The sequence below is a fragment of the Anaeromyxobacter dehalogenans 2CP-1 genome (assembly GCF_000022145.1).
In the GTDB taxonomy this organism is placed as follows: Bacteria; Myxococcota; Myxococcia; order Myxococcales; family Anaeromyxobacteraceae; genus Anaeromyxobacter; species Anaeromyxobacter dehalogenans.
In genome coordinates this window covers 2,853,764-2,869,745 of record NC_011891.1, presented here as the reverse complement: position 1 = coordinate 2,869,745, position 15,982 = coordinate 2,853,764, and the positions used below count along the sequence as shown (strand labels likewise).

The following is a 15,982-nucleotide window of genomic DNA, read 5'->3' as shown; positions in this document are numbered from 1 at the left end:
CTCCTAGCGGAGGCGCTGGATGCGCTCCTGGGGAGAGACGATGTCCGTGATGCGCACGCCGAACTTGTCGTTCACCACCACCGCCTCGCCGCGCGCCACCAGCCGCCCGTTCACCAGGATGTCGAGCGGCTCGCCGGCGACCTTGTCCAGCTCGATCACCGAGCCGGGCGCGAGCTGGAGCAGGTCCTGGATGGTCATGCGGGTGCGGCCGAGCTCGACGTTCACCTCGAGCGGCACGTCGAGCAGCATGTCGAGGCGCCGGGTCGAGTCGCCGTTCCGCGGGGTCTGGGCTTCCATGGGATCCTCAGCGCAGCAGGGTGGCCGGCGTCAGGGCGGGCGGGCGGAGCGGCTGGTCCACCACCAGCGCCAGGCTCCCGCCGGACACGGTGGGCGTCCCGAGGAGCTTCTCCCGCCCCTGCACGACGACCGGCACCGGCCTGCCCTCGTCGGTGTCGAGCAGCAGGACCTCGCCCTCGGCGAGCTCCAGCAGGCGCGCGAACGGGATGCGCGCGCGGCCGTAGAGGCCGCGGATCTCCACCGGCACCTGCTCCACCTCGCGCGCCAGCGCGTCGGCGAACCGCTCGTCGGCGCGCTGCGACAGGCGACGGGGCGAGGAGAGCTTCTGCTTGGCGGACTCCACCGCGGCGTAGGGGATGACGAGGTGCAGGCGCCCCTCGATGCCGCCCTTCAGCTCGAACCCGGAGACGATGCCGACGTCGGTGGGCGAGGCGATGCTGGCCATGCGCGGGTCGGGCTCGAGGCGCAGCACCTCCGGCTCGAACGGCAGCACCGGCGCCCAGGCCTGCGTCATCGCCTCGGCGAGGAGGCGCAGGAGGCGGCGCAGCACGAGCTGCTCCACCGAGGTGAGCTCGCGGCGCGTGTCGCCTCCCTCCTCGGGCTGGCGGACGCGCCGGTCGCCGAGCGCCGCGGCGAGCAGCGCCTCGGCCAGGCCCGCCTCCAGCACCGCCAGCGCGAACCCGTAGGACGCGCCCAGGCCCAGGATGCACACCGACGCGGGCGGCGCGAGCAGCGGCGCGAGGTCGGCGAACTTCAGCAGCGTGGCCGGCGCGGAGGTGATCCGCAGCGCCTGCCGGGTCCGGCCGGCCAGCCCGATCCCCAGCATCGACGCCACCTGCTCGTTGATGGCGTCGAGCGTGGGCATCTGGCCGCGGATAATCCGGTCCTGGCTGGTGAGGTCGTAGGGCGCGACCTGCGCCCGGCTGGACGGCGCGCCCTCGGTGGCGAGGCGGCCGTCCTGGATGGCGCCCATGAGCGCCTTGATCTCGTCGGACGTGAGGACGGCGGGCACGGGCGGGCTCACTGGATGACGAGGTCGGTGATGTAGAGCGCGCGGATCTCGACGCCGGCGGCCAGCGCGCCCAGCCGCTCGGAGAGCGCCGCCTTGGTGCGCGCGATGGCGTCGCTGCCGCGCAGCTCCTCCACCGTCCGGTCGGAGAGGTAGGCGATGAACGCGTCGCGGACCCGCGGGACGAGCGGGGTGAGGCGCGTCCGGTCCTCCTCGGTCGCGACCTCGACGTCGAACGTGACGCGCGCGTAGCGATCGGCGTCGGTGTCGCGCAGGTGGACGATGAAGTCGGCGAGCTTGATGGTGGGCCCGGGGGGCGCGGCCGCGCCCTCCCTGCCGTGCGCCGCGCCGGCCGCGGCGGCGACGGGGGCCCCGGTCGCGCCGCCGCGCAGCAGGAACACCGCCAGCAGCGCGGCCACCACGAGGAGGTTGAGCGCGAGCAGCGCCGGCACGAGCTTCGAGCCGCCGGGCGCAGGGGCGGGGGGCGGGGTGGGGCTGTCGATCGCGTCTGCCATGTCGTCTCCCGCGAGACCCCGGGAGCAAGCCGCGCGCCACACCGGAACGGCGCGATCCCGTGGGGTTGGGAGACGTCAGGCGCCTGGCGCCGTCACCGCGGTGACGTGCCGGGCCTCATAGCGCCTCCCGTTTGCGTGGGGCCCGTCGCGAGGCACACGATGGCGTCGCCGAGCCGGGCACACGAGGACCGAGCAGCGCAGGCGTGCCCGTCGGCACGTCGAGCAGCGCAGGAACGAGTCTGCCCGGCGCAGGCAGCCAGCGTGCGCCGCAGCAGGGCTGCACGCGAATGGGCGGCGCTGTCAGTCGTAGATGCCGCGCACGCGCTCGCGCAGGCCGCGCGTCAGCGTGCGCAGCACGTCGTCGGAGATGCCGATGACGGAGCGCCCGATCATCACGAGCGCGTCCACGTCCTCGGCGTCGATGGCGCCCGCGAAGATGCCGGACTTCTTGGCGAGCGCGTTCGCGAAGCACACCGCGTTCGCGAGCGAGGCGCGGTCGCCCTTCTCGAACTCCGTCGCCTCGCGGATGCACGCCACCAGGGGCGCGGGGAGCTGCCACTTCTCCGCCAGCGCCACGCCCACCCGCCGGTGCACCCGGCCCACCACCGCCAGCCACTCGCCGGAGTCGATCCAGCCGCGCTGGTACACCTCGGTGAGCTGCCGCTCCACCTCGAGCAGGACGCTCGCCACCACCGGCTTGCCCACGTCGTGGAGCAGGCCGGCCAGGTAGGCGGACTCCGAGTCGCCCGTGCCGGTGAGCGCCAGCACGTCGCGGGCGAGGATGCCCACCGCCACCGAGTGCTCCCACAGCGCCTTCAGCGCCGCGTTGATCTGCGCGTCGCGCGAGACGAAGAGCTTCTGCGCCGACGCCTCGACCAGCAGCCCCTTCAGCGCGCGGGTGCCGAGCCGCGCCAGGGCCTCCTGCAGCGTGATCTTGCGGGTGCCGCCGGCGAAGGCGGCGCTGGTGGCCATGCGCAGCGCGCGGGCCGCCAGCACCGGGTCCTTCTCCAGGATCTGCGCCGCCTCCTTCATGCCCGCGTCGGGATCGCGCAGCACGTCCAGCACCCGCGCGGCCACGGCCGGGAGCGTCGGAAGGAAGAGCTGGTCGGTCTCGATCCGCTTGACGAGGATCGCCTCCAGCTCGGCCGAGAGCTTGTCGACGCTCATGCGCGTCGCGCTAGGCGGCGCCGCCCGCGCGCGCCTCCTGCACCGTCGCGAACAGCCGGAGGTCCTTGGTCTCGGTGTAGCCGCCCAGCGCCTTGCGGACGTCGGGCGCGCCGACCAGCGCGAGCGACATGCCGAAGTCCCGCGCCTTCTCCGCCACCGCGTTCACCAGCTTCGGCAGCCGGTCGCCCTCGAGCGGCGGCGTCCCCACGTCGAGCACCACCTCGTCGTAGCAGGCGGCGGCGACCTTCTCGAGCGCGTCGGCGAACACGGCGTGGACGCGGTTGTAGAAGCGGTCCACCTTGTCGGCCCGGCCCGCGAACGGCGCCAGGCGCAGGACGTTGTCCTCGACCTGCAGGAAGTCCTGGTTGTCGAAGTACTGGAGCAGGAAGTCGTCGATGGTCTCGGGACGGAAGGGCTTGAACAGCACGTCGTCGAAGCCCTGCTCCTTGACCTCCTTGGTGACGTCGTTGGCGGTGCGCAGGGCCAGCGCCACCAGGGCGGCGTGCGGCTGCAGCACCCGGATCTGCTGCGCCAGCACGGCGCTGTTCACGTCGGGGATCTCGGTGTCCACCAGCACCACGCGGTAGACGCGCTCGCGGCAGGCGGCGAGCGCCGAGGCGGCGCTGGTGTAGCCGTTCAGGCTGACGTGCTGCGGCACCATCGAGCGCAGCTTCTTCTGGACGTTCTCCATGTCGTCCACCACCAGCACGTCCACGAACCGGCCGCCGGCCGGCGCCGGGGCCGCCGCGGCTGCCTCGGCCGGCGCGGCCTCCACCGCCGGCTCGGCGCCGAGGCCGCCCACGCCGCCCTCGCCCTGGAGGACCGAGAGCACCTTGGAGCGCAGCTCCTCGGGCTTGAAGGGCTTCAGGATGTAGTCGGAGATGCCGAGCTTCATGGCGCCGGCCACGATGCTCCGCTTGGACTCCGAGGTGAGCATGATGACCGGCGTCTGGTTGCCGCCGTCGCGCATGCTCTGCAGCATGGCGGGGCCGTCCATGTTCGGCATCGTCACGTCGAGCAGCACCAGGTCCACCTGGGTCTGCGCGAGCTGCTCGAGCCCCTGGATGCCGTCCTCGGCCTCCAGCACGTCGAACCCCAGCTCCTTCACCTGCTTGCCGACGATGGTGCGCACCGCGCGGCTGTCGTCCACGGTCAGGATGGCGGGCATCTCTTGCCTCCGGCCCCGGCGCCCGGCCCGTCACGGGCTGCGCGCCGGCGCGAAATCGTCAATGGGTCAGGCCAGCCCCTCGAACACCCACAGCACCAGGCCGAGGTGCTCCGCGCGGAGGACCACGCTGTTCGCGCTGTCCGGCGGCGGGGGCACCGGCGGCTGTCCGGCGGGGACCACCCTCGGCAGCCCCAGCGCCTGCTCCAGGCGCAGGTGCGCCTTGAGCAGCCCGGCGGTCATGTTGACCAGCTCGCAGAGCGAGTCGGACAGCATCTCGTCCGAGACCTCGTCGGCGCCGATCTGGAACAGCGCCGCGGTCAGCGCCGTGCAGCCCTCGCGATCCGAGGACAGGCCCACCGTGAGCGGGCGAGCGCCATCGATGGCGAGCACGGCGCCGCGCCACACCAGATCGCGCCACGGCGTCCGGGCGGCGTCGGGGACGAAGGTGAGTCCCAGCATCGTCTGGGTCACCCCCGACACCACGGAGGCCATCTGTTCTGGGGGCGGCAAGGTCGTCATGAGCGGGCACCGGGGCTGTGCCGGGAGCGTCCCGGCGCCGCGCTCGGGCGCGGACCCCGCGGCGGCACTCTGCAAGCGCCTTGCCTCGACGCGGCGGCCGCCGCCGGGACGCAGGGCTCGCCTCGCGCGCAGCGCGCCGGGGGCCCGGCGCCGGGCCTCGCGCACGTTCGCGCTGCGCCCCAGCGGCTTCGCGGATCGACGCGGCGGGCGGCCGATCCTGACGCCAGCCGCATGACGCGCGCCGGCGGCGTGTCGCGGCGGACTCGGGTCCGCCCCGGCCCCGGGGACGCCGCGGCGGCGACCCGTGGCGGGAGACGCCGGACTGCGCACGCCCGACGCGCCACGGCCGCCCGGGCGCGGCGTCCCGGGATCCGGGCACGCGCGCTGCAACGGCGTGCGGGTCGACCGGCACGGCCAGGACGCGGCGCCGGGAGCGATCGGAGGACGGGATGTCCGGAGGACCAGGGGACGACGCGCGCGAGGCGCTGGCGGCCGCGGTGGTGGCGGCGGATGCGGCCGACCCGGCGTCGCTCTGCGAGGTCTCGCGGGCGCTGGCCGCGGCCACCGCCGCGGGTGCGCTCGACGGCGCGCTCGCCGCGGAGGCCGGCGCGCTGGGCCGCGCGCTGGACGGGAGCGACGGCGACGACGCCGGCGGGGCCGCGGCGGCGCTGGCCCGCCTCTCGGCGCTGCTCGGCGGCGGCGAGCTGGAGCGGCCCGCCGCGGCGGAGGCGCTGCCGCCGGCGGCGCGGGCCAGCCGCGACGCGGACACGCTCGAGCTCATCGGCGACTTCCTGGAGGAGGGGCTCGACGGCCTGGCCCGCGCGGACGAGACGCTCCTCGCGGTGGAGCGAGACGGGCCGCACCCGGACCGCACCAACGCGCTGTTCCGCGTCTTCCACACCATCAAGGGCGTGGCCGGGTTCCTGGAGCTCGGCGAGATCGTCTCGCTCGCGCACACGGCCGAGACGCTGCTCGACCACGTGCGCAGCGGCCGCGCGGCGCTGGCCGGCGAGGCCTTCGACGTGACGTTCGAGGCGACCGCAGCGCTCCGGAGCCTGCTGGAGCGGCTGCGTGAGGCGGTGGACGCGCGCGCGGACCTCCTGCCGGACGCGCGCGTGCCGGGGCTGGTGGCGCGGATCGCGGCGGTGAGCGCGGCCGCCGAGGCGGCGCCCGAGGCGGCGGGCGAGGGGACGGCGCCGGCCATGCCGCTTGCCACGGACCTGGCCGCGACCCCCGTCGCCACCGCGGCTCCGACCGCAGCGATCCCCCCGCCTCGGCCCGCGCCCGCGCCGCCGAGGCCAGCGCCCGCCGTGGAGCCGGAGGCGGCGGCCGAGCCCGCGTCGGCCGCGCCCGCGCCGCCGCCCCACGGCGGCGGTCAGCTCCGCGAGACGGTGAAGGTGGATCTCGAGCGGGTGGACTCGATGGTGGAGATGATCGGCGAGCTCATCATCGTCGAGTCGATGGTGGTGCACGCGCCGGAGCTGGCGGCGGTGGCCTCCCTGCGCCTGCGCAACTCGCTCAACCAGATGACCAAGATCAGCCGCGACCTGCAGAACGTGGCCATGCGGATGCGCATGGTCCCGGTGCGCGGCGCGTTCCAGAAGATGGCGCGCCTGGTCCGGGATCTCTCGCGCAGGACCGGCAAGGACGTGGTCCTCGAGACCTCCGGCGAGGACACCGAGATGGACCGCAGCATGGTCGAGCGCATCGAGGACCCGCTCGTGCACCTGGTGCGGAACGCGCTCGACCACGGCATCGAGCCGGAGGCGGAGCGCCTCGCCGCGGGGAAGGCCGCGCGGTCCGTCCTGCGGCTGGCCGCCTACCACGAGGGCGGGTCGATCGTGGTGGAGCTGGCCGACGACGGGCGGGGGCTGCAGCGCGACCGGATCCTGCGCAAGGCGCGCGAGCGTGGGCTGGTGGGCGACGGGCAGGAGCTGTCCGACGCCGAGGTCCACGGGCTGGTGTTCCTGCCCGGCTTCTCCACCGCGGCCAAGGTCACCGAGATCTCCGGGCGCGGCGTGGGCATGGACGTGGTGAAGCGCAACGTCGAGGGGATGCGCGGCCGCGTCACCGTGGCCTCGCGCGCGGGCGGGGGGACCACGTTCCGGCTGGTGCTCCCGCTCACCCTCGCCATCATCGACGGCATGCTCGTCTCCTGCGGAGGCGAGACCTACATCCTGCCCAGCCTCTCGATCGTCGAGTCGCTGCGGCCGGCCGATGACACGATCCGGCGCGCCGCGGGACGCGGCGAGGTGATCGACGTCCGCGGCGAGATCCTGCCGCTCCTGCGCCTGCACCGGCTGCTCGGCGCGCGCGAGCGCGCCGCGGGCGCAGACGACCTGCGGGTGGTCGTGGTCGAGGGGCTGGGTCGCAAGGTGGGGCTGGTGGTGGACGACGTGGTCACCCAGCAGCAGGTGGTGATCAAGCCCCTGGGGAGCGGCCTCGGCGACACGGACTTCCTCTCCGGCGCGGCGATCCTCTCCGACGGCCGGGTGGGGTTGATCCTGAACGTGGACCGGCTGGCAGGGCTCGCGTCGCGCGACGCGGCGGCGGACCGCGGCGCCCGGCTGGCGGCGGGGGCCTAGGGTGGACGCGGAGACGTACCAGGGCTTCCAGCGCATCGCCCACGAGCGGGCCGGGATCTTCCTGCGCCCGGGCAAGGCGGCCCTGGTGGAGGCGCGGCTCGCGCGGCGCCTTCGGGAGCTGGCCCTCTCCACCGAGCGCGAGTACCTGGCGCACCTGCAGGCGGCGGGCGGCGACGAGCTGGTGCGGTTCCTGGACGCCATCTCCACCAACTTCACCCACTTCTTCCGCGAGGCCGATCACTTCGAGGCGCTGGTGCAGTCGGTGCGCGTCGCACGCCGGGCGGGCCAGCGGCGCTTCCGGGTGTGGTGCGCCGGCTGCTCGTCCGGCGAGGAGCCCTACACCGCCGCGATGGTGCTCGAGCCCGAGCTCGACGGCTGCGACTGGCGGATCCTCGCGACCGATCTCTCCACCCGCGTGCTGGCGCGCGCGGCGGAGGCCACCTACGCGGACGAGGAGGTGGCCGCCATCCCGGCGGCGCTGCGGGCGCGGTTCCTCGCGGCGCGACCGGGGCCCGGCGGGTCGACGCTGCACGAGGTGGTCCCACGGTTGCGGGAGCGGGTGGTGCTCCGCCGCCTCAACCTGGCCGAGCACCCGTACCCGATGCGCGGGCCGCTCGACGCGATCTTCTGCCGGAACGTGATGATCTACTTCGACCGGCCCATGCGCGCGGGGCTGGTCGAGGAGCTCGAGCGCCTGCTGCGCCCGGGCGCCCCGCTGTTCGTGGGCCACTCGGAGACGCTGGCGGGGATCCCCACGCGGCTGCGCAGCGAGCGCCCCTCGGTGTACCGGATGCCGGAGGCCACGTGAGCCTCGTCACCGTCGGCATCGGCGGCCTGGTGGTGACCGGTGAGCCGGGCGGCGTGATCGTGACGCACGGGCTGGGCTCGTGCATCGCGCTCGTCGTCTGGGATCCCGGCCGCCACGTCGGCGGCATGCTGCACTTCCAGCTCCCCACCTCCGCGCTCTCGCCGGAGCGGGCGCGCGGCGCGCCGGGCACGTTCGCCGACACCGGCATCCCGCTGCTCTTCGAGCGGCTGTACGCCCGCGGCTGTCGCAAGGAGGACCTGGTGGTCAAGGCGGCGGGAGGCGGGAGCTTCAACGACCTGTACGGCGTCTTCGACATCGGCCGGCGCAACCACGCCGCCATGCGGCGCATCCTGCGCCGCGCGCGGGTGGCCGTGGCGGCGGAGGACGTGGGCGGCGCGCGCTCGCGGACGGTGCGCCTGTTCCTGGACTCGGGCCGGGTGACGGTGCAGTCGGGCGAGGAGATCGCGCCGCTCTGATCCCGTGACCCCGCTCAGGGGAGCGCGCCGTCCGTGAGCCGCAGGAGCTCCGGGGCGATGCGGTCGAGCGGGAGGGTGCGCTCCACCGCCCCGGCCTCCACCGCGACCTTCGGCATCCCGTACACCACGCAGGATCCCTCGTCCTGCGCGACCGTGCGCGCGCCCGCCTCGCGCATCGCGAGCAGGCCCTGGGCGCCGTCGCCGCCCATGCCGGTCAGGATCACGCCGACCGCGTTGCTCCCGGCGGTGCGGGCCACCGAGCGGAACATCACGTCCACCGAGGGTCGGTGCCGGTTCACCCGGGGCCCGTCCTTGACCTCGACCACGTAGCGGGCGCCGGACCGCCGGAGGAGCATGTGCCGGTTGCCCGGCGCGACCAGCACCGTCCCCGGCACCACCGACTCGCCGCCCTGCGCCTCGCGGGCGTCGAGGCCGGACTGGTCCCGCAGGCGCTTCGCGAAGAAGCGGGTGAACAGCTCGGGCATGTGCTGGGTGATCACGATGCCGGGTGCGCTGGGCGGGAGCGCCACCAGGATCCGCTCGATGGCGACGGTGCCGCCGGTGGAGGCGCCGATGGCGACCACCTGGTGCGTGGTCCGGGACAGGGCGCACGACGTCGCGGCGCGCGGCGGCGGCGGCAGCGGCGCGGGCGCGCGCACGCCGGCCGCGGCCGCCTCCTTCACCTTCTCGACCAGGTCGGCGGTCATCTCGCCCACCGAGTACGCCGCGCCGGGCTTGCACATCACGTCGCAGGCGCCGGCGGCGAGCGCCTCCAGCGCGAGCGCGCCGCCGGCGGGCGTGAGCGACGACACCACGATCACCGGCGTGGGCCGGTAGCGCATGATCTTGTGGAGGAACGTGAGGCCGTCCATGCGCGGCATCTCCACGTCCAGCGTGATCACGTCGGGCGAGCGCTCCAGGATGAGGTCGCGCGCCGCGAACGGATCCGGCGCCGTCCCCACCACCTCGATCTCCGGATCGGCGGAGAGCTCCTGCTGGAAGACGTTCCGCACCACGGCGGAGTCGTCCACCACCAGCACCCGGACGCGCCGGGGTCCGGTCCCTGGGGGGCGCGGGGCCTCCACTAGAAGTCCCGGATCTCGGCGTCGTCGTCCATCGGGAACGCCTGCTCCGCGAGCGCGCGAGAGCTCGCGAGCGCGCCCGCGCCGTTCGTGCCGGGGCGCGGGCGGGCGCCGGGCGGCGCCACGGGGGGCGAGCGGACCGGCGCGGCGGCGGGACGGCGCGGCGCCGCCTGCCGCTGCGAGCGGTCGAGCTGGAACGCGCCCACCATCGCCGCGAGCTCCTCCGACTGACCGGACAGCTCCGAGGCGGCGGACGACGACTCCTCCGCCGAGGCGGCGTTCTGCTGGGTGACCTTGTCCATCTCGGCGATGGCCTTGTTCACCTGCTCGATGCCGGTGGACTGCTCCCGGGCGGCGGCCGCGATCTCCGAGACGATGTCGGTGACCTTGCCGATGCCCTGCACGATCTCGCCGAGCTTGGCGGCCACGTGCCGCGCGGTGACCTCGCCCTCGCCGGCCTGCTTCACCGAGTCGCGGATGAGGGCCTCGGTCTTGTTGGCCGCCTCCTTGGAGCGGAGCGCGAGCGAGCGCACCTCCTCGGCGACGACCGCGAAGCCGCGGCCGGCCTCGCCCGCGCGCGCCGCCTCCACCGCAGCGTTGAGCGCGAGGAGGTTGGTCTGGAACGCGATCTCGTTGATGTCCTTGATGATCTGCGCGGTGCCCTCGGCCGACGCCTTGATGCGCGCCATCGCGCCCTGCATCTGCTCGACCGCGGTCGCGCCCTCGGTCGCGGCGCCGCGCGCGGTCACCGCGAGCTGGTTCGCCTGCTGCGCGTTGTCCGAGGACTGCTTGGTCATGCCCGAGACCTCCTCGATCGAGCTGGAGGTCTGCTCCAGCGAGGAGGCCTGCTGCGAGGCGCCGGACGCCACCGCCTGCGACGAGGCGGCGATCTGCGCGGCGGCGCTGGACACCTGCTCCACCGCGTCGTTCACCTGGGCGAGCGCGTCGTGGAGCGCCGTCGCCGTGCCGTTCACCGAGTCGGCGATGCGGGCGTGGCCGCCCTGGTAGGTGCCCTGGACCCGCGCGCGCAGGTCGCGGTGCGCCAGCTTCTCCAGCACGCCCGCGGCCTCCTCCACCGGCGCGAGGACGGCGTCGAGCGTCCGGTTCACCCCCTCCACGATGCGCCGGAAGTCGCCCTGGTGGCGCGCGGCGTCGGCGCGCGCGTCGAGGCTGCCGGCCACCGCGGCCTCGGCGAGCCGGTTCGCGTCGGCCGCCAGCAGGTTCACCGCGGCGATGCAGCCGTTCAGGTGATCCTTCAGGCGGACGAAGTCGCCGGACCAGGCCTCGGCCACCGGCGGCGGGATCGCGCCGCGCGAGATCTCGTCCACCACGTTCGACGCCACCTTGAGCGGGCCGACGATCGCGTCGAGCGTACCGTTGACGCCCTCGACCAGCGTGCGCCAGTCGCCCTGGAAGCGGGCGGCGTCGGCGCGGGTCGACAGCCGCCCCTCCGCGGCTGCGGCGGTGAGCGCCTGGACCTCGGCGGCGACCGCGCGCAGGTTGTCGCGGATCCGGTCGCAGGTCTCGTTCGCGACCGCCTGCTTGCCCTTGCGCGGCGCCAGCTTCGGCTCGAAGTCGCCCTCGCCGTAGGCGCCGAACGTGGTGAGCATCTCGAGGATCGCGGAGACGTGGGTGCGGAGCCCGGCGTTCATGCTCGCCGCGACGCGGCGGTAGGCGCCCTGGAACCGCTCCTCCTCGACGAACGCCTCGATGTCGCCCTCGTCCTGGGCCCGGCCGGTGGCCTCCATGGCGCCGAGGACGCCGGACAGGCTCGCGATGCAGCCGTTGAGCGCCTCCTTGATGCGGTCGAAGTCGCCCTCGTACCGGTCGGTGATGGGCTCGGGGATGTCGCCCTGCGCGATGCGGGTGACGCAGTCCGCGGCCATCCGGATCGGGCGCGCGTAGGCGTCCATGGTGGCGTTGATCCCCTGCACCACCGGGCGGAAGTCGGGGTCGACGCGCGCGAGGTCCCCTCGCACGTCCAGCCGCCCCGCCTCGACCGCCGCCGAGAGGCGGCCGGTCTCGGTCACCATGGCGCCGATGGCCCGCGACACGCGCCGCGCGAGGAGCCACGCGATGGCCAGCATCGCGATCGAGCCCGCGATCACCAGGACCGCGACCGTGAGCTGGCTGCGGCCTGCCGCCACGGCGGACTCCGCCTCGAGCGCCTGCGCGTCCTTCGCCGACGCCTCGATCATCCCGTCGAGCAGCGGCGCGAACTCGACCTGCTTGCCGCGGAGCCGCTGGTACAGGATCCAGCAGCGCTCGTCGGCCTCGGGGGTGAGCTGCGTCTCGCGCCGGCGGACCGCGTCCACGTAGGCCGCGACCAGGCCGTTCCAGGCATCCAGCGACCCGCTCACGCGCCCCCACACGTCGCGCTCCGCGGCGGCGTGCGTGACCCCATCGAAGACCTTCCGGGCCTGGGCGAGGTCCCGCAGCGAGCCCTCCGCCAGCGTGAACACGGCCTCGCGGGTCTCGGCGTCGCCGGAGATCCGCGGGCTCATCATCCCGTTGGCGGCGCGCATGACGCCGTTGACCGCCGCGCGAACCCGCGCCAGCGCCAGCGCTGCGGGCAGCTCCTGGTTGGTGACGGCCGTGAGCGAGCCGGACAGGCGCCGCACCGTGAAGAAGGAGGTGGCGCCGATGGCGACCGCCAGGATGTTCGCGGCGAGGAACCCCGCGAAGATGAGCTTCCCGTTGTTGGTGTTGCGGGTCTTCATGGCACGTCTCCCGTCGTCTCGGGGCCAGGGGTGACGCCGGCGGGCGCGCCGGCGGCGGACGCGCGGCCCAGCTCGCGGGCGTCGTCCGAGGAGAGGATCCGAGCGATGTCGAGCAGGAACACGATGCGCCGGTCGTGCTTCCCGACGCCGAGGATGAAGTCCTCCTCCGGCGCGGCCTGCCCGAGCGCGGGCGTCGGCTCGATCATCGCCGGGCCGATGGAGAGGACCTCGAGCACCTGATCCACCAGCAGGCCCATGGTGAGCGGCCTCCCGTCCACCGCGCAGTGCACCACGATGATCACGGTCTGATCGGAGGGCTCGCACCGCTCCATGCCGAACTTGAGGCGCAGGTCGATGACCGGGATGACCTTGCCGCGCAGGTTGATGACCCCGCGGATGAAGTCGCGCGTGCGCGGCACGCGGGTCATCTCCAGCAGCCCGATGATCTCGCGCACGGTGAGGATCTCGATCCCGTACTCCTCGCGCGCGAGCTGGAACGTCATGTACTTCCCGGCGAGGCGGCGGCCCAGCTCCGTGGCCGTGCCCGCCGCTCCGTCGGCCTTCGCCAGCTCCGTCGTCACGTGCGATCCTCCCGTCTCGTCTCGCGGCGTCGCGGCCGCGTCGCGGTCCTGGCGCCGCGAGCTCCGCGCCGCGATGGAGCACCCGGCGTGCCAGCGGGGCGCGAGCCGCCGGCGCGCGCCACGGGACCGGCGCGCCCGCCCGGCGCCCCGCCGGGACGCGCGCGCCGGGGCCGCGGCGGCGTCAGGAACGCGACGCGCGCGGCGCCTGCGGGCGCGTGCGCCGCGGGTGGCGACGCACCCGAGTCGCGCGGCTCGCCCCGGGCGGCGCGCGCCCGCGGCTGGGGCCGCCTCCACTCCGGGGTGCGTTTCACTGCGCGCGCGGGGTGCCCGCCGGATCCTCGCGCTGGGGGCGGCTCTCGCGCCGGCGCCGCGGCCGAGGCGGGCGGGTCGCCGCGCACCGCGCCCATGAACCCCGGGTGAAAGCGGCGCCGCCATGCGCCGGCGACGCTGGCGCGTGCGACGCCGCGCGATTCCGGCGCGCGCGCCGGCCGTGGCACGGGCGGTGCTGAGCCGGGCGCTCGGCCCCCCCGGCCGGTGCCGGGGCGGCGCGACGCGGCGGTCTCGGCGCGTGGAGAGGATGAGCGAGCGCATGGAAGCCGTTCCGTCCGGACCGGCGCCGGAGGCCCCGGCGGCACTGCTCGAGGCGACCCGCGCGCAGCTGCGCGGCGTGGCCGAGCGCCTCGCTGCGCTCCTCGACGGTTCGGAGGACGTGTTCCTCGAGGCGGGCCACCGCCTCGGCGCGCTGGAGGGGCGGGCCCGCGGGATGGTGGACGCGGCGCGCCGGGCCGCGGGGCCGGGCGGGGCCGGGAGCGACGCCGACCCCGCGGCGGAGCTGGCCCCGGTGCTCGAGCGGCTCGCCTCGTACCTGGGCGAGAGCCGGGCCGGCGCCACGCGCCAGCGGGAGGCGCTGCAGGGGGTGGGCGCGCGCGCGGACGTGCTCGCCGCGGCCGGCGGCGCCCTCGCGGACGTGCCGCGCACGCTGCGGGCGCTCGGGGTGAACACGCGGATCGAGAACTGCCGGGCGGCGGTCCCGAACGCGGGCGTGGAGACGGTCGCTTCCGACGTGCGCCGCCTGGCCGACGAGGTCGAGGCGCGCTTCGCGGCCATGGTCGCCCGCGCAGGCGAGCTCGCCCAGGCGGTCGGGGCGGCCCGCGGCGCCGCCGAGGCGTTCGCAGGGCGCGAGCGGGCCTGGTCCGACCGGATGCTGGGCGACACGCGCCAGGCGCTCACGGCGCTGCGGGCGCTCGCCGCCGCGCAGGCCCGCGTGGTGGCCGGGGCGGCGGACGCGTCGGTCGGGATCGCCGGGAGCGCGGCCAGCGTGGTGGTCGGCCTCCAGGGCCACGACGCCACCCGCCAGATCCTCGAGCACGTGGCCGAGGTCCTGCGCGCCTTCGACGCGGACGCCGGCGAGACGGCGGGCAGGTCCCCCGAGCCGGCGGCGTGGCTCGCCGAGGCGGCGGGGGTGTGCCGGCTGACCGGTGCGCAGGTGGGCGGGGCGCGGGCGCGGCTGCTGGAGGCGCTGGAGGGCATCCGCGAGAGCCTGCGCGCCATGGCGTCGCGCGCCGACGTGCTCGGGCGCGAGCTCGGGCAGGTGGCGGGCGACGGGGCCGAGGGCGCGCCCATCGCGCGGGTGGAGCGCGGGGTGGGCGCGGCGACCGGCACGCTCGGCGAGCACCTGGCGCAGACGCGCGCCGGGGCCGACGCGGCGCGGCGGGTCGCCGAGGCGGTGGGCGGGATCGCCGAGCAGGTCCGCGCGACCCGGGCCATCGGGCACGCGGTGAAGATCATCGCGCTGAACGCGCTGGTGGAGACGGAGCGGGCGGGCGTCGGCGGGCGCGTGCTGGCCGTGCTCGCGCGCGAGATCCAGGTGGTCGCGGCGGAGGTGGTGCGGCGCACCGACGAGGTGTCCGCGTCGCTCGACGCGATCACCGCGGCCGCCGCGGCGCTCGAGGTGGACCGCGCGGCCGCGGCCGCGTCCGAGGGCGAGGCGCTCACGGAGGCGATGGGCGCGCTCGTCGCGCGGCTGGGCGCGCAGCACCTCGCGCTCGCCGAGGGCACCCGGCGCCTGCGCGAGGACAGCGCGGCGCTGCGGCGAGAGGTGGACGAGGTCGCGGCGCGGCTGGAGCGGCAGCTCGAGATCTCGCGCGGGCTGGACGCGCTCGAGCGCGAGCTCGCGAGCGCCGGCGCGCGCGCGGCGGAGGGGGCCGGCGCGGCCGCGCCCGCGGCGCGGGCAGGCGGGCGGGCCGCGCTGGAGCGCTACACCATGTCGTCGGAGCGCGACGTCCACGCGCGGGTGACCGGCGAGGCGGCGACGCCGGTCGCGGGCGTCGCGGCGCCGGCGGCGGCCCACGACCTGGGCGCGAACGTCGAGCTGTTCTGAGGAGCGGGAGGAGCGGGATGCGGATCGAGCTGCCGGAGGACCTGACGATCGCGCGGGCGGAGGCGCTCCGGGCGCTGCTGCTCGAGGCGCTCGATCGCGGGGAGGATCTCGCGCTGGGCGCCGGGGCGGTCGCGTCGGCCGATGCGGCGGGGCTGCAGGTGCTGTGCGCCGCCGCGCGCACCGCCGCCGCGCGCGGCGTGCGGCTCGGGCTCGAGGCGCGCAGCGGGGCGCTCGCGGCCGCGGTGGCGCGGTCCGGGCTCGATCGCGCGCCCGAGGGAAGCTGGCTGGACGTGGAGGATCGAGATGGCTAGGTGCGTGCTCGTCGTGGACGACTCCGCGAGCGTCCGGCTCGCCGAGCGGGTCGTGCTCACGGGGGCGGGGTACGAGGTGCTGGAGGCGGTCGACGGGCAGGACGCGCTCGCGAAGCTGGCGGCGCGCCCGGTGCAGCTCGTGCTCACCGACCTCAACATGCCCAACCTCGACGGCGTCGGGCTCATCCGCGCGGTGCGCACCGACCCCGCGCACCGGCTCACGCCGGTGGTGATGGTGACCACCGAGTCGGAGCAGGCGCGCAAGCTGGAGGGGAAGGCCGCCGGCGCCACCGGGTGGATCGTGAAGCCGTTCACCCCCGAGCAGCTCCTCGCAGTGGCCGCGCGCCTGCTGGGCGCCTGAGGA

At 75.7% G+C, this 15,982-nt stretch carries 15 protein-coding genes; 6 read left to right on the top strand and 9 right to left on the bottom strand.

All coding sequences use genetic code 11. The features are described from left to right. Window positions 1–3: 3 nt before the first annotated feature. The 6 genes from fliN to A2CP1_RS13020 form a co-directional block, all read right to left on the bottom strand. Entirely contained in the window at window positions 4–297 is a 294-nt protein-coding gene (gene fliN, locus A2CP1_RS13045) for a flagellar motor switch protein FliN (protein ID WP_012526504.1), read from the bottom strand. A gap of 7 nt (window positions 298–304) precedes the next feature. Continuing rightward, window positions 305–1,309, bottom strand: a complete 1,005-nt coding sequence (locus A2CP1_RS13040) for a flagellar motor switch protein FliM (RefSeq protein ID WP_232288203.1) — start codon at window positions 1,307–1,309, stop codon at window positions 305–307. An 8-nt stretch (window positions 1,310–1,317) separates the two neighbouring features. Then, window positions 1,318–1,821 (bottom strand): flagellar basal body-associated FliL family protein, encoded by a 504-nt coding sequence (locus A2CP1_RS13035; protein ID WP_012633712.1) that lies wholly within the window; start codon window positions 1,819–1,821, stop codon window positions 1,318–1,320. A gap of 300 nt (window positions 1,822–2,121) precedes the next feature. Beyond that, window positions 2,122–2,988: an HDOD domain-containing protein gene (locus A2CP1_RS13030; RefSeq protein ID WP_012633711.1), complete on the bottom strand. Its 867-nt coding sequence runs from the start codon at window positions 2,986–2,988 to the stop codon at window positions 2,122–2,124. A gap of 10 nt (window positions 2,989–2,998) precedes the next feature. Continuing rightward, window positions 2,999–4,156 (bottom strand): response regulator, encoded by a 1,158-nt coding sequence (locus tag A2CP1_RS13025; RefSeq protein WP_012633710.1) that lies wholly within the window; start codon window positions 4,154–4,156, stop codon window positions 2,999–3,001. Between the two features lie 66 nt (window positions 4,157–4,222). Further along, the gene (locus A2CP1_RS13020) at window positions 4,223–4,648 is read right to left on the bottom strand and encodes a chemotaxis protein CheX (protein ID WP_012633709.1); all 426 of its coding nucleotides are present in this window, start codon (window positions 4,646–4,648) and stop codon (window positions 4,223–4,225) included. A gap of 476 nt (window positions 4,649–5,124) precedes the next feature. Between A2CP1_RS13020 and A2CP1_RS13015 the strand changes: the two genes are divergently transcribed. The 3 genes from A2CP1_RS13015 to A2CP1_RS13005 are packed head-to-tail and all read left to right on the top strand — an operon-like array spanning window position 5,125 to window position 8,544. Next, the gene (locus tag A2CP1_RS13015; protein WP_012633708.1) at window positions 5,125–7,260 is read left to right on the top strand and encodes a chemotaxis protein CheA; all 2,136 of its coding nucleotides are present in this window, start codon (window positions 5,125–5,127) and stop codon (window positions 7,258–7,260) included. 1 nt (window position 7,261) lies between these two features. Beyond that, complete coding sequence (locus A2CP1_RS13010; RefSeq protein WP_012633707.1) at window positions 7,262–8,068, top strand: CheR family methyltransferase; 807 nt, start codon at window positions 7,262–7,264, stop codon at window positions 8,066–8,068. Continuing rightward, window positions 8,065–8,544, top strand: a complete 480-nt coding sequence (locus A2CP1_RS13005) for a chemotaxis protein CheD (RefSeq protein ID WP_012633706.1) — start codon at window positions 8,065–8,067, stop codon at window positions 8,542–8,544. Before A2CP1_RS13010 ends, A2CP1_RS13005 begins: the two co-directional genes overlap by 4 nt. A gap of 14 nt (window positions 8,545–8,558) precedes the next feature. Here the strand turns inward: A2CP1_RS13005 and A2CP1_RS13000 are convergent, their stop codons facing one another. The 3 genes from A2CP1_RS13000 to A2CP1_RS12990 are packed head-to-tail and all read right to left on the bottom strand — an operon-like array spanning window position 8,559 to window position 12,927. Beyond that, window positions 8,559–9,629 (bottom strand): protein-glutamate methylesterase/protein-glutamine glutaminase, encoded by a 1,071-nt coding sequence (locus tag A2CP1_RS13000; RefSeq protein WP_012633705.1) that lies wholly within the window; start codon window positions 9,627–9,629, stop codon window positions 8,559–8,561. Continuing rightward, on the bottom strand, window positions 9,629–12,346 hold the full coding sequence (locus A2CP1_RS12995; protein WP_012633704.1) for a methyl-accepting chemotaxis protein: 2,718 nt from the start codon (window positions 12,344–12,346) through the stop codon (window positions 9,629–9,631). The genes A2CP1_RS13000 and A2CP1_RS12995 overlap by 1 nt, the downstream gene beginning before the upstream one ends. Next, window positions 12,343–12,927, bottom strand: coding sequence for a chemotaxis protein CheW (locus A2CP1_RS12990; RefSeq protein ID WP_012633703.1), 585 nt, complete (start codon window positions 12,925–12,927; stop codon window positions 12,343–12,345). The genes A2CP1_RS12995 and A2CP1_RS12990 overlap by 4 nt, the downstream gene beginning before the upstream one ends. 589 nt (window positions 12,928–13,516) lie before the next feature. On the opposite strand from A2CP1_RS12990, the gene A2CP1_RS12985 reads away from it, so the two are divergent. Genes A2CP1_RS12985 through A2CP1_RS12975 form a run of 3 tightly spaced genes read left to right on the top strand, consistent with a single transcriptional unit; the run spans window position 13,517 to window position 15,979 of the window. After that, window positions 13,517–15,307, top strand: coding sequence for a methyl-accepting chemotaxis protein (locus A2CP1_RS12985; RefSeq protein ID WP_012633702.1), 1,791 nt, complete (start codon window positions 13,517–13,519; stop codon window positions 15,305–15,307). A gap of 17 nt (window positions 15,308–15,324) precedes the next feature. Next, window positions 15,325–15,618 carry an STAS domain-containing protein gene (locus tag A2CP1_RS12980; protein ID WP_012633701.1) on the top strand — a complete coding sequence of 98 codons (294 nt, stop codon included), beginning with the start codon at window positions 15,325–15,327 and terminating at the stop codon, window positions 15,616–15,618. After that, on the top strand, window positions 15,611–15,979 hold the full coding sequence (locus A2CP1_RS12975; protein WP_012633700.1) for a response regulator: 369 nt from the start codon (window positions 15,611–15,613) through the stop codon (window positions 15,977–15,979). The genes A2CP1_RS12980 and A2CP1_RS12975 overlap by 8 nt, the downstream gene beginning before the upstream one ends. The last annotated feature ends 3 nt before the right edge of the window (window positions 15,980–15,982 follow it).